11 protein-coding genes are annotated in these 18,069 nt (G+C 54.8%); 8 read left to right on the forward strand and 3 right to left on the reverse strand.

The genetic code is table 11. The annotated features are described in order from the left end of the window. Window positions 1-173: 173 nt before the first annotated feature. The 3 genes from ABD971_RS34815 to ABD971_RS34825 all read right to left on the reverse strand — a co-directional run bounded on the left by ABD971_RS34815 (window position 174) and on the right by ABD971_RS34825 (window position 6,389). Window positions 174-1,016: a glycoside hydrolase family 16 protein gene (locus tag ABD971_RS34815; protein WP_345328361.1), complete on the reverse strand. Its 843-nt coding sequence runs from the start codon at window positions 1,014-1,016 to the stop codon at window positions 174-176. Between the two features lie 90 nt (window positions 1,017-1,106). Beyond that, a complete protein-coding gene (locus ABD971_RS34820) occupies window positions 1,107-4,568 on the reverse strand; it encodes a hypothetical protein (protein ID WP_345328362.1) in 3,462 nt (1,153 codons plus the stop codon). Window positions 4,569-4,673: 105 nt separating this feature from the next. Next, a complete protein-coding gene (locus ABD971_RS34825) occupies window positions 4,674-6,389 on the reverse strand; it encodes an MFS transporter (protein WP_345328363.1) in 1,716 nt (571 codons plus the stop codon). Between the two features lie 254 nt (window positions 6,390-6,643). Here ABD971_RS34825 and ABD971_RS34830 point away from each other — a divergent pair, with 254 nt between their 5' ends. From ABD971_RS34830 to tnpA, 8 genes are all read left to right on the forward strand, one after another. Then, window positions 6,644-7,651, forward strand: coding sequence for a LacI family DNA-binding transcriptional regulator (locus tag ABD971_RS34830; RefSeq protein ID WP_339941591.1), 1,008 nt, complete (start codon window positions 6,644-6,646; stop codon window positions 7,649-7,651). Window positions 7,652-7,911: 260 nt separating this feature from the next. Then, the gene (locus tag ABD971_RS34835; protein WP_339941593.1) at window positions 7,912-9,120 is read left to right on the forward strand and encodes a DUF1559 family PulG-like putative transporter; all 1,209 of its coding nucleotides are present in this window, start codon (window positions 7,912-7,914) and stop codon (window positions 9,118-9,120) included. A 116-nt stretch (window positions 9,121-9,236) separates the two neighbouring features. After that, complete coding sequence (locus ABD971_RS34840; protein WP_339941595.1) at window positions 9,237-9,431, forward strand: hypothetical protein; 195 nt, start codon at window positions 9,237-9,239, stop codon at window positions 9,429-9,431. A 148-nt stretch (window positions 9,432-9,579) separates the two neighbouring features. Next, window positions 9,580-12,684: an FG-GAP-like repeat-containing protein gene (locus ABD971_RS34845; RefSeq protein WP_345328364.1), complete on the forward strand. Its 3,105-nt coding sequence runs from the start codon at window positions 9,580-9,582 to the stop codon at window positions 12,682-12,684. A gap of 2 nt (window positions 12,685-12,686) precedes the next feature. Next, window positions 12,687-15,836 carry a CRTAC1 family protein gene (locus ABD971_RS34850; protein ID WP_345328365.1) on the forward strand — a complete coding sequence of 1,050 codons (3,150 nt, stop codon included), beginning with the start codon at window positions 12,687-12,689 and terminating at the stop codon, window positions 15,834-15,836. A 55-nt stretch (window positions 15,837-15,891) separates the two neighbouring features. Further along, window positions 15,892-16,515: a quinone oxidoreductase family protein gene (locus ABD971_RS34855; protein ID WP_345328366.1), complete on the forward strand. Its 624-nt coding sequence runs from the start codon at window positions 15,892-15,894 to the stop codon at window positions 16,513-16,515. Window positions 16,516-16,533: 18 nt separating this feature from the next. After that, on the forward strand, window positions 16,534-16,884 hold the full coding sequence (locus ABD971_RS34860; protein ID WP_345328367.1) for a zinc-binding dehydrogenase: 351 nt from the start codon (window positions 16,534-16,536) through the stop codon (window positions 16,882-16,884). A gap of 539 nt (window positions 16,885-17,423) precedes the next feature. Next, window positions 17,424-17,888, forward strand: coding sequence for an IS200/IS605 family transposase (gene tnpA, locus ABD971_RS34865; RefSeq protein ID WP_345328368.1), 465 nt, complete (start codon window positions 17,424-17,426; stop codon window positions 17,886-17,888). Window positions 17,889-18,069: the final 181 nt, after the last annotated feature.

Below are 18,069 nucleotides of genomic sequence, written 5' to 3' on the forward strand. Positions count from 1 at the left end.
GGGCAATCTTGTCGTTACGCTCGCCAGAGCGTGGATGTTTGCCGTCGGTTTGGGATCACCACCTTCTGGCGAAGGTAGCTATTAGGAGATCCTTCACCGCGTTCACGTCAAACGCAACGAAAACAAAACGCGTCGTCAATTTTGGCGACGCGTTTTTCTTTTCTGAGCTTTTGCTATTGGTAAACGCGAACGTAGTCGACCAACATTTGGGCAGGGAACGGCGTCGAGTCGTTGGGCGAACCGAGGAAATTACCGCCGACTGCGACGTTCAAAAGCAAGTGGAATTCTTGGTCAAACGGCGCCGGGAATTCACCTCCGGTGCTACTCCATTTGGTTTGCGTTTGGTACTTCTTGCCATCGATTAGCCAATCGATTTGGCCCGGTTTCCAGACGACGGAAAAGGTATGGAAATCGTCTGCAAAGGTTCCGTTTTGCAGTTTGTACTTGTCTCCGCTGTATGCATTGCGTGGCCAGACATCGCCGTAATGCAACGTGCCTAAGACTTGATCGGGTTCTTGCCCTTTCATTTCCATGATGTCGATCTCACCGCTGGCAGCCCAGCCGCCGTAAGCATCGTCGGTGGGCAGCATCCAAATCGCGGACCAAATTCCGGCTCCCTCAGGAAGTTTCGCTCGCACATCGATGCGGCCATACTTCCAATCGCCGCGATGTTTGGTCCGCACGCGTCCCGATGAATACTCACGCTCGGTACCGCTGATTCCCGCGTTATCTTTGCGAGCTTCGATCACCAGATTGCCATCTTCCACGCGGACGTTTTCCGAGCGGTCGGTGTAAATCTGCAGCTCACTATTGCCGCCTCCAAACGCATTGACCTCGACTCCCCACTTGGCGTAGTCCAGCGAGTCACCATCGAATTCGTCTTGCCAGACCAACTTCATTGCGGTGCCCGCGGACGCCGCTTGTGGATCGACTTTCTCTTGTCCCATCGCCGGGACGATCCCGATGCAAGTGATGGCCGCAAAGCAGACCACGCGGTTTGTTGTCTTTCTTGTCATTTTAAGTGCTACTTTGGTGATTCGAGATATCATAGTTTTTAGCTTTCGGTTGCGAGGATGGGAACGACGTAAAAAGAATCAGGCGTGGCGTCACGCCGGAGCGACAAAGGTCAGCTCAATGCGAGTGATCTCACCACGGCGACGATACAACATGTCCGTCTCTGCAGCGGTCATTATCAGTTCTTCGCGGTGGGCGGTCGGCTGGTCCGCGTAATGGATGCTTATTCCAGGGCGGTCGCTGGGGCGATAAATGATCGGCACCTGGCACAACGTCATGGCAAAACAACCTGACGAAACGTTCAAGTGGATCCGCCGCCGCAGGACATCGAAATAGACAAGTTCCGCGTCCGCTTGAAGCAGTTCACTTGTTTCGAAAAAGACCGGGTCAAAGCGGAGTTGGCCCTTATCGATGCGGATCCCAAGTTCATCCCAGCGGCAGAGAATGTCCTCTTTGACTTGCCCCGTCATCCCTGGTTGTTGGACGCCGGCGCCCCGTGGGGTGTGCGAATAGGGGTCCGAGGGAAAGGCTCCGTATTGTGATGGAGTCTTGGTTAATCCGATCCCATCGCGGATTTCGCGATAGTGCGCGTGCAATCGCTTCCGTAGGTCAGAGTTAGACGGCGATGTTGTGTCACTGATGTGTATACACTGCTCCATGACCGCCAAAGCGAGCTTGGAAACCATATGCCAGTAGATCGATCCGAGTCCCTCGTAGCCGAAAAAGGTCCCGGACCGACCAGTGAAGTGTCGATGCCCAAAGGTTTGCTCAAAAATTTCGTTTAACAGTGCCCGGTCCTGACGTATCAACTCGCCATATTGCGGGTGATGCTGTAATCGGTCCAACACAAGGTTCAGATCCGATGCGTTGCGAAAGTGGCTGTTGAAGTGTAAATCGCCATGGATGTCTTGCCGCACAATCTCGACGTTCTTGTTTGCGAGCAGGCTTTTAAGCAGAGCTGAAGGTGACGCATTTTTTGAACAGATGCGGTTCTTTTCCAGGAATCGAGGTAAGTCACGGTCGGGATACAGCATGTAACTTTGCTGATCTTCGCGGTAGATTTTGCTGGACCGCAATGCATCGAGCACTTCGAGCGATTCCAAAGGCGACAACATTCCGCTACTGAGCACCGCGACCTGCCCCTCCAGCATTTCGTACAGATGCGAAAGCGACGCGGAATCGTCCTCGAGATGCAGCAAGTTGTAGGAATGATAAAGTCCATCGTCGCGACGGTTGCTGCGAATCGTGTGATCGATCATCGTTCGTGCTTGTTGAAACAGGTCAACCAACGACGCCAAGGCGACCTCTTCTTGTTCGTTGCAAATCGCACCGCGATACACTTGGTCGCGATAGTCCTCGCCGGCGATCGACAGCGCATCGAGGATTTGTTTGCGGCGGTCGTCCAGAATCACGCCATCAAACGCATCGGCGTGCTGCTGCAAAACGCGTTTGACCGCCTCGGCTAACCGGCACACCGATTGGGATATTGGTGTCGTTTTAGGCAGATCATCGCTGGGATTGCTGAACCAATCGATTAGAAACGTCAGATAGCGGCGAAGGTAACACGCTGTGACGACCGACAATCCTCGGCCGACCAATGCATTGTTGGCGTCATTCCACTCTGGCCGCTGGGTATTTAGCCAAACGCCTCCTTCAGGAACAAAATTCGTCAGTTTGGTGAGCGCTGGAACTAGCAGCTTTTCAATTAGCCCCACGTGGTAGGGTTCGCCATCGTCGCCCCAAAGCAGTTTACCATCGCTTCCAATGGAATTGACACGTTGGTTGATCTCGGCAGCATGTTCAAAATCAAAATCGATCGTGATTTGAGGATCACGACAAATTTGTTCATAGGGGCGAATGCGGTAAGGAATGTCAGCGTACGTGCAGTACGGTTGAAACAGACACGCGTTTAGCTGGACTGGAGTCATCGCTCGGCAGCGTTCGAGCAATTTCAATAAGTAGATGATTTGATGGTCACCCCAGTATCCGATGTTGGTCCATGGATCGTTGGGATCGGGGACTTCCCAATCGAATCCGTCCTTGGTGATGCGGTAGGGGTTGTAGCCGTCGGCGGTCGATGCGTTGACAAAGCGAAACACCATGCTGGTCGCGAAATGAGGATACGCGACCGCTAATGCTTCCCAGTTTTGAAAAATATCTCGCCAATTTCCTTCGTAACTCAGTTTCTCGGATCCGTCCTCGGATCGAACGTCGATCGAGTAGGTGTTCCATGGCCGTGTGGGGTCACCATGCCGACGACTGAAGTACAGCGGCAAGTATTCCGAAGCGATGCGGATCAGATCAGGATCTTTGGTTTCCGCGATTCGTAATTGCAGTTCGTCCATGCAGATCGACTTCGGTAAATCGTCCCATAGGGTCGCGTTACGCTGTTCCGCGACGCGGTTCGCGCCTTGCACGTGGGCGTGGAAATCGGTGGTGTTGATCTCGTATCCATGGGCGGGTAGTCCACCCCGCATCACGTTAAATAACACATTGGATTGATGACGTTGGATACGCAGTTGGTTCGCCCCAAGTTGACGGCCATCCGCAGCAGACAAGATTTTAAGGAGTTGCGTTTCGTTGGCCGAAGTGTCCTGTTCCAACGCGGCGGCGACATCTCCGCTGGCGGTCAAACGGTGCTGCAGTTTGATGACGTCGCAGTGGTCATTATTCAGATCCGCGACGATGCTCCACCGCACAGGATCAAGCGGTTGCAGTTCAAGCCGTTTCGATGCGAAAAATGCGCCTCGGCGTCCCCGCACCTCGTGCTCAGAAACCAGATCGGCGCCGTTGCGGACTTGCTCGAGTTGAGTATCGCTCAGTGCAATTGCTGGCGAATCCAATCCATGTTGCCAAGCCACGGTCGCACGAAGTCCTTCGCTAGGTTCGGCGCGATCGGTCGGAATGGAGCTGAGGTAATACAACCCCAAGCCCGCATCGGAAAGCAGCTCGCTCTTTTTGTAGGCGTCGGCCAAATTGCTGTAACGCAGCTGGAAATCCTTTCCCAGATCCGCTGGCAACAAATTCTGCAGCCCATCGGTCACTTCGACTTGCACCGCACCGTCGTTCAGATTGACCAGCTCACAGCGGCGGATGAAACCGAAATGGTGACCCGAAGTCCAGACGTAGCGAAACGCAATGCCGAGCGAATGATGAATCTCTTCGAACAGGATGCGGTTGCCAAATGAATTTTTGTAAAGGTTTTGCGACCGCCCACCATCACGGATCGGCGCGGTCGAAAACGGCTCCCATAACACCCAGTGATTGTCTTGCAAAACACGCAACAACGTCTTGGGCCCGGTATGGGCGGCGGTGTCGGCGATCTTGTCTGACGAGTAATACGGGAAAAGTGCCGAGTCGGGGTTCTGTCGGCCCGCCGTTAATGCCCCGCGACTGGAAATGAACATCCAGTGGTCGCTGGAACTCACCGCGCTCATGAAGAACGGGGGCATCAAGTGGCTGTTGGTGATCTTGTACCACGTTGCTCCTTCGAGCTGGACGTATTGTCCCGAGACACTAGGCCGCGTGATCGCAGGGGAGTGAAGAGAAGTCATATTGAAACAGTGATAGAAGGGAGACGGAATCTGCTGTGAAAAGAGTGCGACTGGCGAACTAAGTGTCTAGGTCATTGGACGATCCATGCCGACGCGATAAGCGTGTTATGCCGATTGCAAGTCCTCAGATCTTCTCGCTTGCAATTCACGCTCGATTTGCGCCGAAAGCGGTTGGTTGATGTTGTACAAAAGCAGGCAGGCCGCGGCCGATAACAGGAATATCGCAGGAATCACGCTCATCATCATTCGCAAACCTGCGAGCGTCGTGGACGTTTGTAATTGCTCAATGCCTAACAGAGGTTGCAGATAACCGTAATAATCCAGTGCGAATCCGGTCATCGCAGCGCCAACGGCGCAGCCCATTTTTTGTGAGAAGGTGGCGGCGGCGAAAACAAGCCCGGTGGCGCGTCGACCTCCACGCCACTCGGAATAGTCCGCCGTGTCGGCGTACATCGCCCACAACAACACGGGAACCGGTCCGCCAATGAACGACGCGGCAATTTGCAACGCAAACATCGTTTTAATCTGGTCCGGTTCAAGAAACAGGAAGCAGGCCGTCAGCACGGCGACTCCCGCGTTCATCCCAATCATCAGATTCTTTTTGCCAAAGATTCGCGTGAGCGGTTTGGTTAACAACATCCCGGCGATCGCAGCAAAACTGCCCAAGACCCAAAACATCGGAGCGAGCGAGGCGTCGCCACAGTAGTACTTGAAGTAGTACAAAATGGCACCGCCGCGAACAAACAAGCCAGAGAGTTGCAACAGCCCAAAACCAAACAGAACCATCCAAGGACGATTGGAAATCAAATCGTTAAAGTCCATTTCCAAGGTGGATGCCTCGGTGACATCGTCGAAGCGATGTAGCGCCACTTGGCGTACCGCCAACGACACCAGACTCAACAACACGTAACCGCCCAAAATGGGCAAAAGCGTCGTTGGCGAAAACGCGGTGGCTAAACATGCCAATAGAGCCAATCCGCCTAACATCACTTGATGGACACGAAGGCTTGTCAGCACAAACCGCAAGTCGGCGCGGAAGGTCGACTTCATCGCGACCGCCGGTTGCACTCGTTCTTTGGTGGTGGCAAACGTGATCAAAAATAGGATCACTGCGGCAACCGAAAAGATCGCCATCGTCCAGAAAAAGCCCATTTGTTCATTGATGACGACCTCTTTCGCCACGCCATCGATGACGGCGGTTTCGGTGCCACCAAAGTAGCGAACCATCCCCAACGTGCAGTACTGGACAACAATGCCTCCGCAAAATGCAGCCACAAACCGGTAAGTCGAAACGCTCGTCCGCTCGATCGAATCCGAACTGATCACTCCCATCAACGCTCCGTACGGAATGTTGATCGCGGTGTAGGCCATCATCACCAAGGTGTACGTGACGTAGGCGTAAACCAATTTTCCGGTGGGGCCGAGATTCGGCGTGTAGAACGTCATCATCCCCGTGATGGCAAAAGGGACGGCCATCCAAACTAAATAGGGCCGAAATCGTCCCCACGCTGTACGTGTGCGATCGGCAAGGTAACCGACCAACGGATCATTGATCGCGTCCCAAATCCGGGTCACCAACATCAGCGTGCCCGCCGACTTGGCCGTCAAACCAAACACGTCGGTATAGAAGTAGACCAGGAAAAATTCGAACGTTTTCCAGTACAGGTTCGATGCGGTGTCCCCTACACCGTAACCCAGTTTTTCACCCACGCTGAGCGGTTGGTCGCTTTGAGGGTCCGACGAAACCGGGCCTTGGATCGCACCATCGCCGGGGGGGGTTGTGGCGATTCCAGGACTTTCGGTGGGTTCAATCGCAGTCACGGGCACAGTCATCCAGTAGGTGAAAAGCGAGAAAGACCAGTGATAAGTGACGCGGTTGCAGTCAACCGGCGTCGATTCAGCCCTTCTGGAACGTTACCGTAACAACGAATGAAACCGGTTGCAATAAGATTTCGGAAACACGTCACGAAAACGGGGTTTTGCGAAAACTTCATAGAAACCGGTTGCAGTGCATGGGGGTAGGTGCGTAGATTTAATGAAACCGGTTGCAGAAGCCTTACACGAAGCGAGCCCACATGAAACTCAACGGAACCACCATCAGCGACATCGCGGCACGAGCCAACGTCAGCAAGAGTACGGTGTCGCGTGTCTTGAACGACAAGTCGGTGGTTAATCAGCAGACACGCAAAGTTGTGCTCGAGGCGATGGAGTCGCTTGGCTATCAAGCCAACGCGTTCGCTCGCAGTCTCGCCAGCGGGCGTTCGATGACGGTGGGCGTGGTGACACAGAAAATTGGCAGCCCGTTTTACGACATGATCATGCAAGGCGTGATTCAAGGCTTTGCCGGAACCGGTTACTCGCCGCTGTTCGTTGACGGTCAGTGGGAAGAGAGCACTGAATTGGAAGTGATCCGAGCGGTGCTGGGACGAAAAGTGGATGGGTTGTTGCTGCTGGGCGGTGATCTTCCTGAGCAACAATTGAGTGAATTAAAAGAACGGCTGCCAACGATCGTCGTCGGCAAAGAGATACCTGGTTGGGAAAACCAATGTGTTTATATCGACAACGTCGGCGCCGCCTACGATGCGACAAAGCACCTGATTGATTTTGGGCATCGCGACATCGCGATCATTCAAGGGATCAAGCAGCATCAGGATGCGATGCGGCGATTCGACGGCTACGCACGAGCGCTCGCCGACGCGGGCATCGAGCTCGATCCGGGCTTGGTGCTCGAAGGAGACTTCTCGGCACAGTCGGGCATCGTCGGGATCAGTTCGCTGTTGATGCGGGGTAAATCCTTCACTGCGGTGTTCTGTGCAAATGACATGGTTGCCTACGGCGCTAGACTGGCTTTGCAGCGGCATGGGATTCGTGTGCCCGAGGATGTGTCCATTGTCGGGTTTGATGACCAGGGTGAGTCGGCTTATGTGACTCCGCCGCTAACCACGGTCCGACAACCGGGAACGGAGATGGGAGCGGCCGCCGCCGCGGGACTCGTTCAATTAATGCAAGGCAAACCCTGCGTGCTGCCAAAGTTACAGGCCGAACTGAAATGTCGCGAATCGGTAGCGAGGGTATTGCGATGAATACTCGCTCCTTACTCCGTCGTCTATTGGCCGGTTTTGCGGCATGTTTCGTTCATGAACCCGTCTTCGTTTTCTCACAATCATCCCTACAACGCCCCTGGCGAGGAGGTCCAAGTTAAAAAGCCCCCCGGCTTCCTCATCGCCCGCGGTTGCATCCATGGGTGATCAGTGAGCTTCGACAAAAAGTAAATGTTACGAAGTGTCTCAAGTTGAAAACACAGTTGTGTTTTCTCTCTTTTCTTTCCAAAGGCTATCTTATTATGTTCCGTCCCCAAACTTCCAAGTCGGGCTTCACGCTCGTCGAACTTCTCGTCGTGATCGCGATCATTGGCGTGTTAGTTGGTCTGCTGCTGCCAGCAGTCCAAGCGGCTCGCGAGGCGGCTCGCCGCATGAGCTGTAGCAATAACTTCAAGCAAATTGGGCTTGCGGTTCACAATTACCACTCCGCGTACAACCAGTTGCCGAAGCAGAAAACCGGGACCGGGTTGGACCCCACCACTGGGGCTTGGTGGGACGGAACGAGTGTGACCACTCAAAGTCAACTCAGTTGGCTTGTCCCGATCACGCCCTTTGTCGAGCAGCAAGCGATTTGGGAACAGATCTCCAATCCGCTTGGTTTTGAACTCAGTGCGGCTGGTGGACTCGTGCCTCGAACGCCATCGTGGACCGCGATGGGGCCCAAGCCGGGCAGCAACTATACCTATCCACCGGGGATGACCCAATTGCCAAGTTTCCGTTGTCCTTCGGACCCCGGCACAGGCTTGCCAGGAATGGGACGCACCAACTATGCATGTTGCCTCGGCGATTCCTTCTCCAAAGCCGAATCGGGCGCGGTCAATCAAACATTGGTCGTCACGACCGGCGATGCCGAATGGTGCCGTGCGGGACAACGGGGCGCCTTTGTGGTGCACCAAAAGATGGCATTTCGGGATATTTTGGACGGACTGTCCAATACGATCATTGCCGGCGAGATCAATACGGATCTGGGCGATCGTGACATCACAACCGATGCGGCAATCTTCAAGGCGGTCAAAGCGACTCCGTCGATTTGTCGAACCGACGGATCGGTCGATGCCCAACGTCCTCGTTTCTGGGCCTCCGGTACAAATACCATCATCAAGGCACACGGTTCCATCTACGGTCGTGGTTACCAATGGATGACGGGTGAGCACTTGCACACCGGCATGATGACCATCCTGCCGCCCAATAGCACGCTGTGCTACCAAGGCGAATGGCCTGGACAAGAAGGTATTGCACCCCCAAGCAGTCGCCACCAAGGTGGTTGTCATGTGTTGATGGGCGACGGTGCGATCAAGTTCATTACCAATTCGATCGAATCGGGTAACCAAGAAGCTCACATGGTTGAATTCAGCCGAACCGGGATTTCTGCTCCCGGTTCAAAGAGTCCTTACGGATTGTGGGGGGCGCTTGGCACGCGAGCAAGCAAAGAGACGGTCAGCGAATTTTAATCCGCCGATCGGCACCCCAAGTTTTCTCGTGCAACCCTCGGTTGCACGAGGCGGCAATCAATTTTGCACGCCGCTTTCACTGTTCTCAAACTTCCCACTCGACACAATAACAAATTATGAAAATTCCATTGACGCAACTTTGTTGCACTGCTTTGTTCCTCGGAACGCTGACCATCACCGGCTGCGGCGATTCGGATTCTCCCACGATCGTGGGCGGCCCGACGCCTGAAATCCAAGCACAGCTTGACGCTCGAGATTCCGACTACGCTAAATCGATGGCCGAATCAAGAAAAGGGGATCGTAGCCAATAAAGGCGAAACGGGATCGCATGGTCGACAGGGCGTGTTATGACGCCTCGCCCTGTCGTGCCACCGATTGGTACTTTGTTCGAAGCGGTGACCCGCTTCGCTTCCACCTCGTGATACCGATGACTCGTCGGGACTTGACGAGGTTTTTTCTATGATATTTCTAGCGGATCGACTCTCTGCCGCACACCCTTGGTTGTCTCGGATGATCATTCGGCTGACGCTGCTCTGGCTGCTTCTAATCAGCGGCTGCGATCGGTCAAGTGACGCTGATTTGCGGTTGGGCTCGGATTCACTGCAGTCCTCCGGTTCACAGCGGTTCACTGCTTCACAGCAAGCTTCTGACTCACTGCAATCGCTGAATGACGCGATTGACGGCCAACATTGGGCGAAGGCATGGGAGTTGTCTCCCGTCGTACTATCGCGTTATCCGCGAGATGCTGACACGATCGCGTCGGTAGCTCGCGTCGCATTGGAAAACCAGAAGCCGCATTTGGCTGGCGATCTGATGATCGACGCCTGTCGTGCCGAGTCACTCGAGAACGTATCACGGACACAACAAGCGATTGCAACTCTCGCTGTCACCGGACGGGTCTACGACGCAATCGATCTGCTTGACGAGTGCATTGATCGGCATCCGCAACAACACGCGATGCGGCGGATGTTGTTCAATTTTTACACCGGCGTCGAAGATCACGTTCATGGCATCCCGCACGGACGTTTTCTGGTTCGTCATCGCCAATTTGATTTGCCATTGTTGTTGGCACTATGCAGTAGCGAAACTCGCACCGAGACCGCAGATCCATTGACCGAGATGGCACGGCGTAACGCGAAGGATCATCGTCCGATGATCGCCGAAGCGAAGATTCAATACGATCTTGGCAGAATGCAGGACGCGGCGTTACGGTTGCAGGATAGTCTCCGCTTCCATCCGGATTACGCCCCGGCGCTATCGCTTCAGTGCCGTGTGTTGTTCGCTCAGCAACGCGAAAGCGACTTGATTCAACTGGCCATAACCCACTGTGACGACATCGATCGCTATCCAAATTTCTGGATCGCCATCGGAGATTTGGCAAGATCGCAGCAACACGATGCGGAAGCAACGCGGGCGTATTGGGAAGCAACTCGTTGCGATGCGGATGTTCGCCAGGCGTGGGTGAAATTCAGTACGTCGCTTAGGCGGTTTCAGGATTTACCCGATCGACTGGACGCCGAGACGATCACCGCGATCGAAAATCGGGCGGTTCAGCTCAGCCGATTGGCTGAATTAAAAACATCGATGACGAGGCGTGATCATCCGGATCGCCGCACGACGATCGAGATTGCCACCACGTTGCAGCAACTCGGGCGACTTTGGGAAGCTGAGGCATGGGCTGCGTTAGCCACCACTTTGGCGGACGACGACGATGTTCCGGTAAAGCAAGTACGTCAATCAATCATCGCCGCGCTTCGCAAGGACACGTCTTGGCAAAGTTTGACGTTGCACCCTGAGCTGACGCTCGATTTGAGTGATTTGCCGCTGCCGCAATTGCTTGCCTCGGATCGTGCTGCGATCACAGACGGCTCGATGCCCACGTCGTCGGGGGCACCTTCGATGCCGCGTGCAGGTCAAGCGGAAACGTTGGCGTTGGTCGACGAAGCAAACCAGCGTGGTTTGGAATTCTTTGGATGCACCGGTGATGATTTGGACCGGCCGGGGGTGATGTTCTATCAAACGGTCGGATGTGGTGGCGGGGCGATCGATTTCGATCTTGATGGCTGGGTTGATCTTTACTTAGCCGCCGCTGGCGGAACACCGGGCAAATTCGATTCGGCCGCCAACGGGTTGATCAGAAATCTCGGTGGTCGGTTTTCCGATGTGTCGATTCAGGCGGGGGCCGATGATCGAGGCTTTGGGCAAGGCGTGGCGATCGGTGATGTCAACGAAGATGGATTTCCCGACATCTTGGTGTTGAACTATGGCCCCAACACGTTGTGGGTCAACAACGGCGACGGCACCTTCGCTGATGCAAGCGAGCGTTTGGGCGACCGCAATGCGTCGACCTGGTCGACAAGTGCCGCGATCGCGGATTTGGACGCAGACGGTTTAGCGGACCTTGTGATTGTTAACTACTGCGACGGGCTAGAACCAGTCCACAAAATTTGTCGCAGCGCGGACGCCGAGATCGCGCGAGCCTGCTCGCCAATCGTTTTTCCCGCCGCAGCCGATTCGTTCATGAAAAGTCACGGCGACGGAGACTTTATGGATCAAACAACTCAGTGGAATGCGACGGCCTCGGTTCAGGGGCGTGGACTGGGCGTGACCGCAGGCCAGTTCGATCAGCAACCGGGCGTGGATGTGTTTGTCGCAAACGACATGACCAGCAACCATTACTGGACCCGCAGTCACGACTCGCAATCGGCCGCCGATTATCAAATGTCCGAATCCGCTATTTTACGTGGCCTTGGATCCGATGACCGCTCTGCGGCGCAAGGTTCGATGGGCATTGCCGTTGCTGATTTCGACCGCGATGGCGACACCGATTTCTATGTCACGAACTTTGTCAACGAAGGCAACACCTATCATGATCAACAGCGTGATGGGTTGTGGCGTGACCAAACGGCCATCCACCACCTGTATCAACCGACGCTACCGATGGTCGGTTTTGGCACGCAAGCGGTTGATCTTGATAATGACGCGGTTCCCGAGTTGGTGGTATCCAATGGACATGTGGATCACTATCCGAGTGACGACCGTGCTGCGTTCTATGCCCAGCCGATGCAGGTGTTTCAGCGACGTTGGTTAGACGATGGTGTGTCCGCTGGCGAATTCGTTTCGATCGCCGATCGGATCGCCGGCGAATATTTGAAGTCGCCTCACGTCGGACGTGCCCTATGGACAATGGATGCCAATCGTGATGGACGCACCGATTTGGTCGTGACCCATCAAACCGAACCCGTTGCCCTGCTGATCAACCACAGCGAACCAGCAGGCGATTGGTTGGAATTGCAGCTTGTCGGACGCAATTGTTCGCGAGACGCGATTGGTGCGACAATTCATCTTCAGTCGGGCAATCAACAGTGGACCGCGGGGCAAATCTCAGGTAACGGATTTCTGTGTAGCAACGAGCGTGTGATTCGAGTCGGAATGGGTAGCGCGAGTGGCGATTGCGATGTCGTGGTGAGTTGGCCCGATGGTCAACAACAGCGATTCCATCAACTCTCGCTCAATTCTCGCTGGTTGCTCGTTCAGGGAGACGCGGACGCGTTTAGGTGGTAACGATGCGAATCACAATCCCTTGGTCTAGTAATACCGCTTGCCGGTCGAGGTCCAGCACGCTCTTTGATTTCTTGAACGTTCTGCTGCTGTGGTGCGGCCATTGCCTCGGTGCAAGACGGCGATTGGACGCGTGTAGCCGCAGTTGCGTGTTGACTCTGCTGTGTTTCGTCGTGAACGTGGGATTGGTCGGGTGTCGCGAGGCAAACGAAATCACGGCAAACGTGGATCCGATCGCAAACCACTCGGAATCTGCAGCGGATTTGTCTCCGACGCAACCGCAGCGAATGGAGTCAGCCGTACAGTTGATCGAGGCGGGGGCCACGTCCGAAGCCTCGTTGGTGATCCGTGATTTGTTGATCGAGGATCCTGATGATTTGCGATTCAATACGTTGATGCTGCGGGTGATGGTCGCCGATCAGGACATCGCGGGCGCGGTATCGCTGTTGGACCGGATGGTGGATGTGCATCCGCAACGTCATGACGATCTGCAGGCTCATGCGGCAAACCTGTTGTACCACGACGGAGCGGTCCAAGAAGCGATCGAGCGGCTCGAGTCGCTGCTGACGCGGTCGCCTGAGTTTTACGAAGCCCGACGGCGGTTGGCTCAAATGCTGAATCAACAAGGATACATGTTTGACGCCAATGAGCAGCTTCGAATTCTGATTCGCGACCATTCGATGACACTTGACGAATTGGTTAGCTTGATCTTTCCCGATCGGTCGTGGGTCGCAGTGAAGGATATTCCGCAAGATCGCAGCGAGTGGCCGAAGCATCAATTGAGTGTGATGAGTGTCGCTTCGGCCTATCGCATCGACGGGAATCCACGCCGGGCACTTCAGTGTTTGAACGAGCACGATCCGAGTGGGCAGCGAACCGATCCAGCGTTCTTGGCATTGAAAGGCCGTACGCTGGCCGACGCACAGATGTACTCGCAACTGAGGGATTGGGTTGCCTCGGCGCCCATTCAGTGCCAGCGTTATCCCGATTACTGGATCGCGTGCGGGAACTTGGCGATTCACGACAAAGACGATGCAGCGATCGCATGTTTTGTGAACGCAATCCAGAAGGAACCGCACAGTTTGGACGCTCACTATGGGATGATTCAGTCGCTCGAAAATGCGGGACGCACGTCGCAGGCCGAATTGTTTCGTGCACGATCTCAATCGCTCGATACGTTGGGACACAATGTCAGAACGATCCGCGATGCAACGCATCCGAATTCGCAGGCATTCGTCGACTTGGCGACTGGGTTGATGAGTGTGGGACGGTCGTTGGAGGCGATTGCATGGCAGGAGTTTGCCCTGACCCTTTTTTCGCCTCAATCACCCCAGCGTCATCAGATTGGCAGTTACAAGTCACGCGTCCTAGCCGAATTTCCCTCTGGCAACGACGAATCAACGATTTTGTGTGGGCTTGATCCAAGCGAGTTGCCGTCGCTGGATCGCTGGTTCGCCATGCTCAAACCTGTCTCGTCCACCGCGGATGCTGCGATTCAAACCGTCTCGCACGTTACAGCGGCTCGCGACGATTTTCCCCAGATCGATGCCGTATTTTCTAACGTCGCTGAGCAAGTCGGTATTGAGTTTCGCTATCGCAATGCCGCCGTCCCAGTGGAACGTGAGTTTCAAATCTTCCAAGCCTTCGGTGGCGGAGTGACATGTTTGGATTTTGATCGAGATGGACACGTCGACTTCTATTTTGGACAAGCGGCGACAACTCCACCTGATGGAATCTCGGCTTATTCCAATGCGTTGTTTCGAAATCAAGACGGTCAATTTACAAACGTCATCACGGAGGCCACGGCGGATAATCGAGCGTACGCCGTCGGTGTGACTGCGGGGGATTGGAACCAAGACGGTTTCGCCGATTTGATGATCGGCAACTTGGGGCGAAACGAACTGTTGATCAACCAAGGAGATGGTAGTTTTCGTCCGCTTGCTGACGACTCGCTCGCAGAGGTGTCGTCGTTCACCAGCAGTGTGGCGATCGCCGACGTGACGGGCGACGCGCTTCCGGACCTTATCGAGGTCAACTATCTGGATGATCCTAGCATTTTTGATCCGATCCAGTATGACGCCGATGGCAAACCCGTCTCGTTGCCGGGGCCGTTGCAATTTAAACCTGCAATGGATCGCGTCTGGGTTTCCGGCGGTGATGGAACGATGACGCCACAACCGCTCGGAGATCAAGATGCAGACGACTTTAGTACCGGGCTCGCATTGTTGGTCACGGACCTGGATCAAACGCCTGGTAACGATGTGTTTGTAGCAAACGATCTGCGAGCCAATCAATTGTGGGTGCGTCACGATCCTGATGATATGCGTTCGGCGCTGGTGGATGTTGCGGTGTCGCGTGGCGTGGCGTACGGAAGTGCGGGCAAGCCGATGGCGTGCATGGGAATTGCCTCAGCCGATTTCGATGGCAATGGACGAACCGATTTGCATATCACGAATTTTGAAAATGAGTGGTCCAATCAATACATGCAGAACGAGTCGGGCGTGTTTGTCGATTCCGCGGTGCCGTACCAATTGGACACGGTGTCACGAAAGATGTTGGGCTTTGGAACCCAGACGATCGATTATGACAACAACACGGTGTGGGACTTGATCGTGGGCAATGGACACATCGAAGATCTGACCGCCAACGGAAGTCTGTTTGCGATGCCGACGCAACTGTTGGCCGGGCGGGGAAACCGATTTGTGTTGCAAGAGGTTTCAGGCGACGATGGTTACTGGATCGGCATGCATTTTTCCCGCGCCATGGCCAAATGCGACTTTAACCGTGATGGACGCGTCGATGTTGTCATCACGGATCTAAAGCAGAATGCGGTCTTGCTTGAAAACCAAACTTCCACGTCCCACCATTGGCTGCAGCTTGAGTTGGTAGGGACGACATCGGAACGAGACGCGATTGGGGCGCGAGTGACGGCCGAGTTTGACTCGAGATCGATCACGCAAACGGTCAACACCGGAGATGGCTATTGTGCAAAGAACGAATCGGTGCTTTGCTTTGGACTCGCCGCAGCCGATTCGGTCGATCGAGTCACGGTGGTGTGGCCAAGCGGTCGAGAGCAGGTTTTTGAGCGATTGGCTTGCGATACACGTTGGATGTTGATCGAGGGTGAATCGGCCTGGGACACTACGCTACAATAGTGCTTCTTCAAAAATCTCTGGCTCGATCCCCTCATTTTCATCTGAGTTGCCGCATATGAAAGCTGCTTTTATTCAACAGACTGGACCTGCACAGTCGATCCAATATGGCGAATTGCCGGCGCCGGAAATAACCGAATCGCAGGTGCTGGTGCGAGTGAGGGCGGTCTCGGTCAATCCGATCGATTTGTACATCCGCAGCGGTGCGGTGGCCGCCGATTTGCCAAGTCCCTACGTGATTGGTTCGGACCTTGCTGGCACTGTCGAAGCAGTGGGGGCCAAGGTCACGCAGTTCAAAGTCGGCGATCGAGTTTGGGGAGTGCAGCAGAGTTCAGCTGGCCACCAAGGCACGTTTTCAGAATTGTGTGCGGTGGATGCACAGTGGATGCATGCGATTCCTAAGGATGTTCGGGACGAAGACGCTGCGGCGATCGCGTTGGTTGGGATTACGGCTCATTTGGGAATCGTCCGCGAAGCGCGTTTGCAGGCCGGCGAAACGATCTTTGTGCATGGCGGCACTGGCGGTGTCGGTTCGGCCGTGGTGCAAATGGCTAAAGCAATCGGAGCACGCGTGATCGCGACCGCTGGCGGCGAAGAAAAGGTGAAACGGTGTCGCGATCTCGGTGCAGATGTCGTCATCGATTATCACGCCAGTGATGTTGCCAGTGAGTTACAGGCGTAGGCGGCGGAGGGTGTCGATGTGTTTTTTGAAACGCTACGAGAGCCCGATTTTGATTTTGCCATCAGTGCCATGGCGGCACGCGGCCGGATGGTGGTGATGGCGGGACGTGATGCGCGGCCGGAGTTCCCTGTGGGACCGTTCTACGTCAAAGGCTGTTCGCTGCACGGATTCATGCTGCTCAAGGCGAGTGCGGAAGAACAACAAGCTGCCGCCGATGACATCAACCGCTGGTTATCCGCAAAACAGCTTCGCCCGTTGATTGACCGAGTGATGCCGCTCAGCGAAGCCGCCGAGGCGCACGCATTGCAAGAAAAACAAACGCTCGAAAACCAAAGCAATCTCACCGGCAAGCTAGTCCTAACCCCGTAGTGGATCTTGCTAAAGATCCCGTCAAGAGCAAGGACAGCCACGAAGTGGCGACATGTTGTAGCTATGGGCGTCAGCCCATGGAAGGCGTACACGTCGTGCGCCGTAAGTCCCGAAGGGACGACAGGAGATTCCATGAACGCGATTCCTGTCGCCCCTTCGGGGCTTTGCGATCGCGTTTGCACTCGCATCCACGGGCTCACGCCCGTGGCTACAACAAGCCGTCCCTTCGGGACTCACGAACAGCCACGAAGTGGCGACATGTTGTAGCCATGGGCGTCAGCCCATGGAAGGCGTACACGTCGTGCGCCGTAAGTCCCGAAGGGACGACAGGAGAATCCATGACCATGATTCCTGTCGCCCCTTCGGGGCTTGACGATCGTATTTGCACGTCGCATCCACGGGCTCGCGCCCGTGGCTACATCGTGCCGTCCCTACGGGACTAACCGGCAGCTGCAAAGTGGCGGCGTTAGGAAGTAGGAATTCGTAACCACCTCACCCCTTAGTCCCAATGGGATGACAGGAAGAACCGGAGCGTAGCCATGTCGACTTTCACTAATTTGCTGTTCCACATTGTTTACAGCACGAAATATCGAAAGCGAACCATTCGTCTTGAATGGCAGGACGAACTGTACGGTTACGTCGGAGGAATCGTCCGCGATCAGAAAGGAACCCTTCTGAAAATTGGCGGCGTTGAAGACCACGTTCATTTGCTCGCGAAGCTCAGTCCGACAATCGCGATTTCAGATGTGCTCAGAAAGATCAAATCGAACTCGTCGAAATGGATCAATGGACGACCAGACGTATCGAGAATGTTTGAGTGGCAATCCGGGTATGCGGCGTTCTCAGTTAGTGAATCTCAGTCGCCGTCCGTTTCCGATTACATCGCCAGTCAAGCCGAGCATCATCGGAAGATGACCTTTGAAGAAGAATTCCTTGCAATCTTGAGGAAACACAACATCGAATTCGACACTCGGTACGTCTTTGAGCAGGAGATCATTGAATGATTGTCGCTTCGGCAGTCACGAGGTGACGAGCACGAACAGCCACGAAGCGGCGACATGATGTAGCCATGGGCGTCAGCCCATGGAACGCGTACACGTCGTGCGCCGTAAGTCCCGAAGGGACGGCAGGGAATTCCATGATCGCGATTCCTGTTGCCCCTTCGGGGCTTTGTGATCGTATTTG

The sequence above is a fragment of the Novipirellula rosea genome (assembly GCF_039541335.1).
Lineage (GTDB): Bacteria > Planctomycetota > Planctomycetia > Pirellulales > Pirellulaceae > Novipirellula > Novipirellula rosea.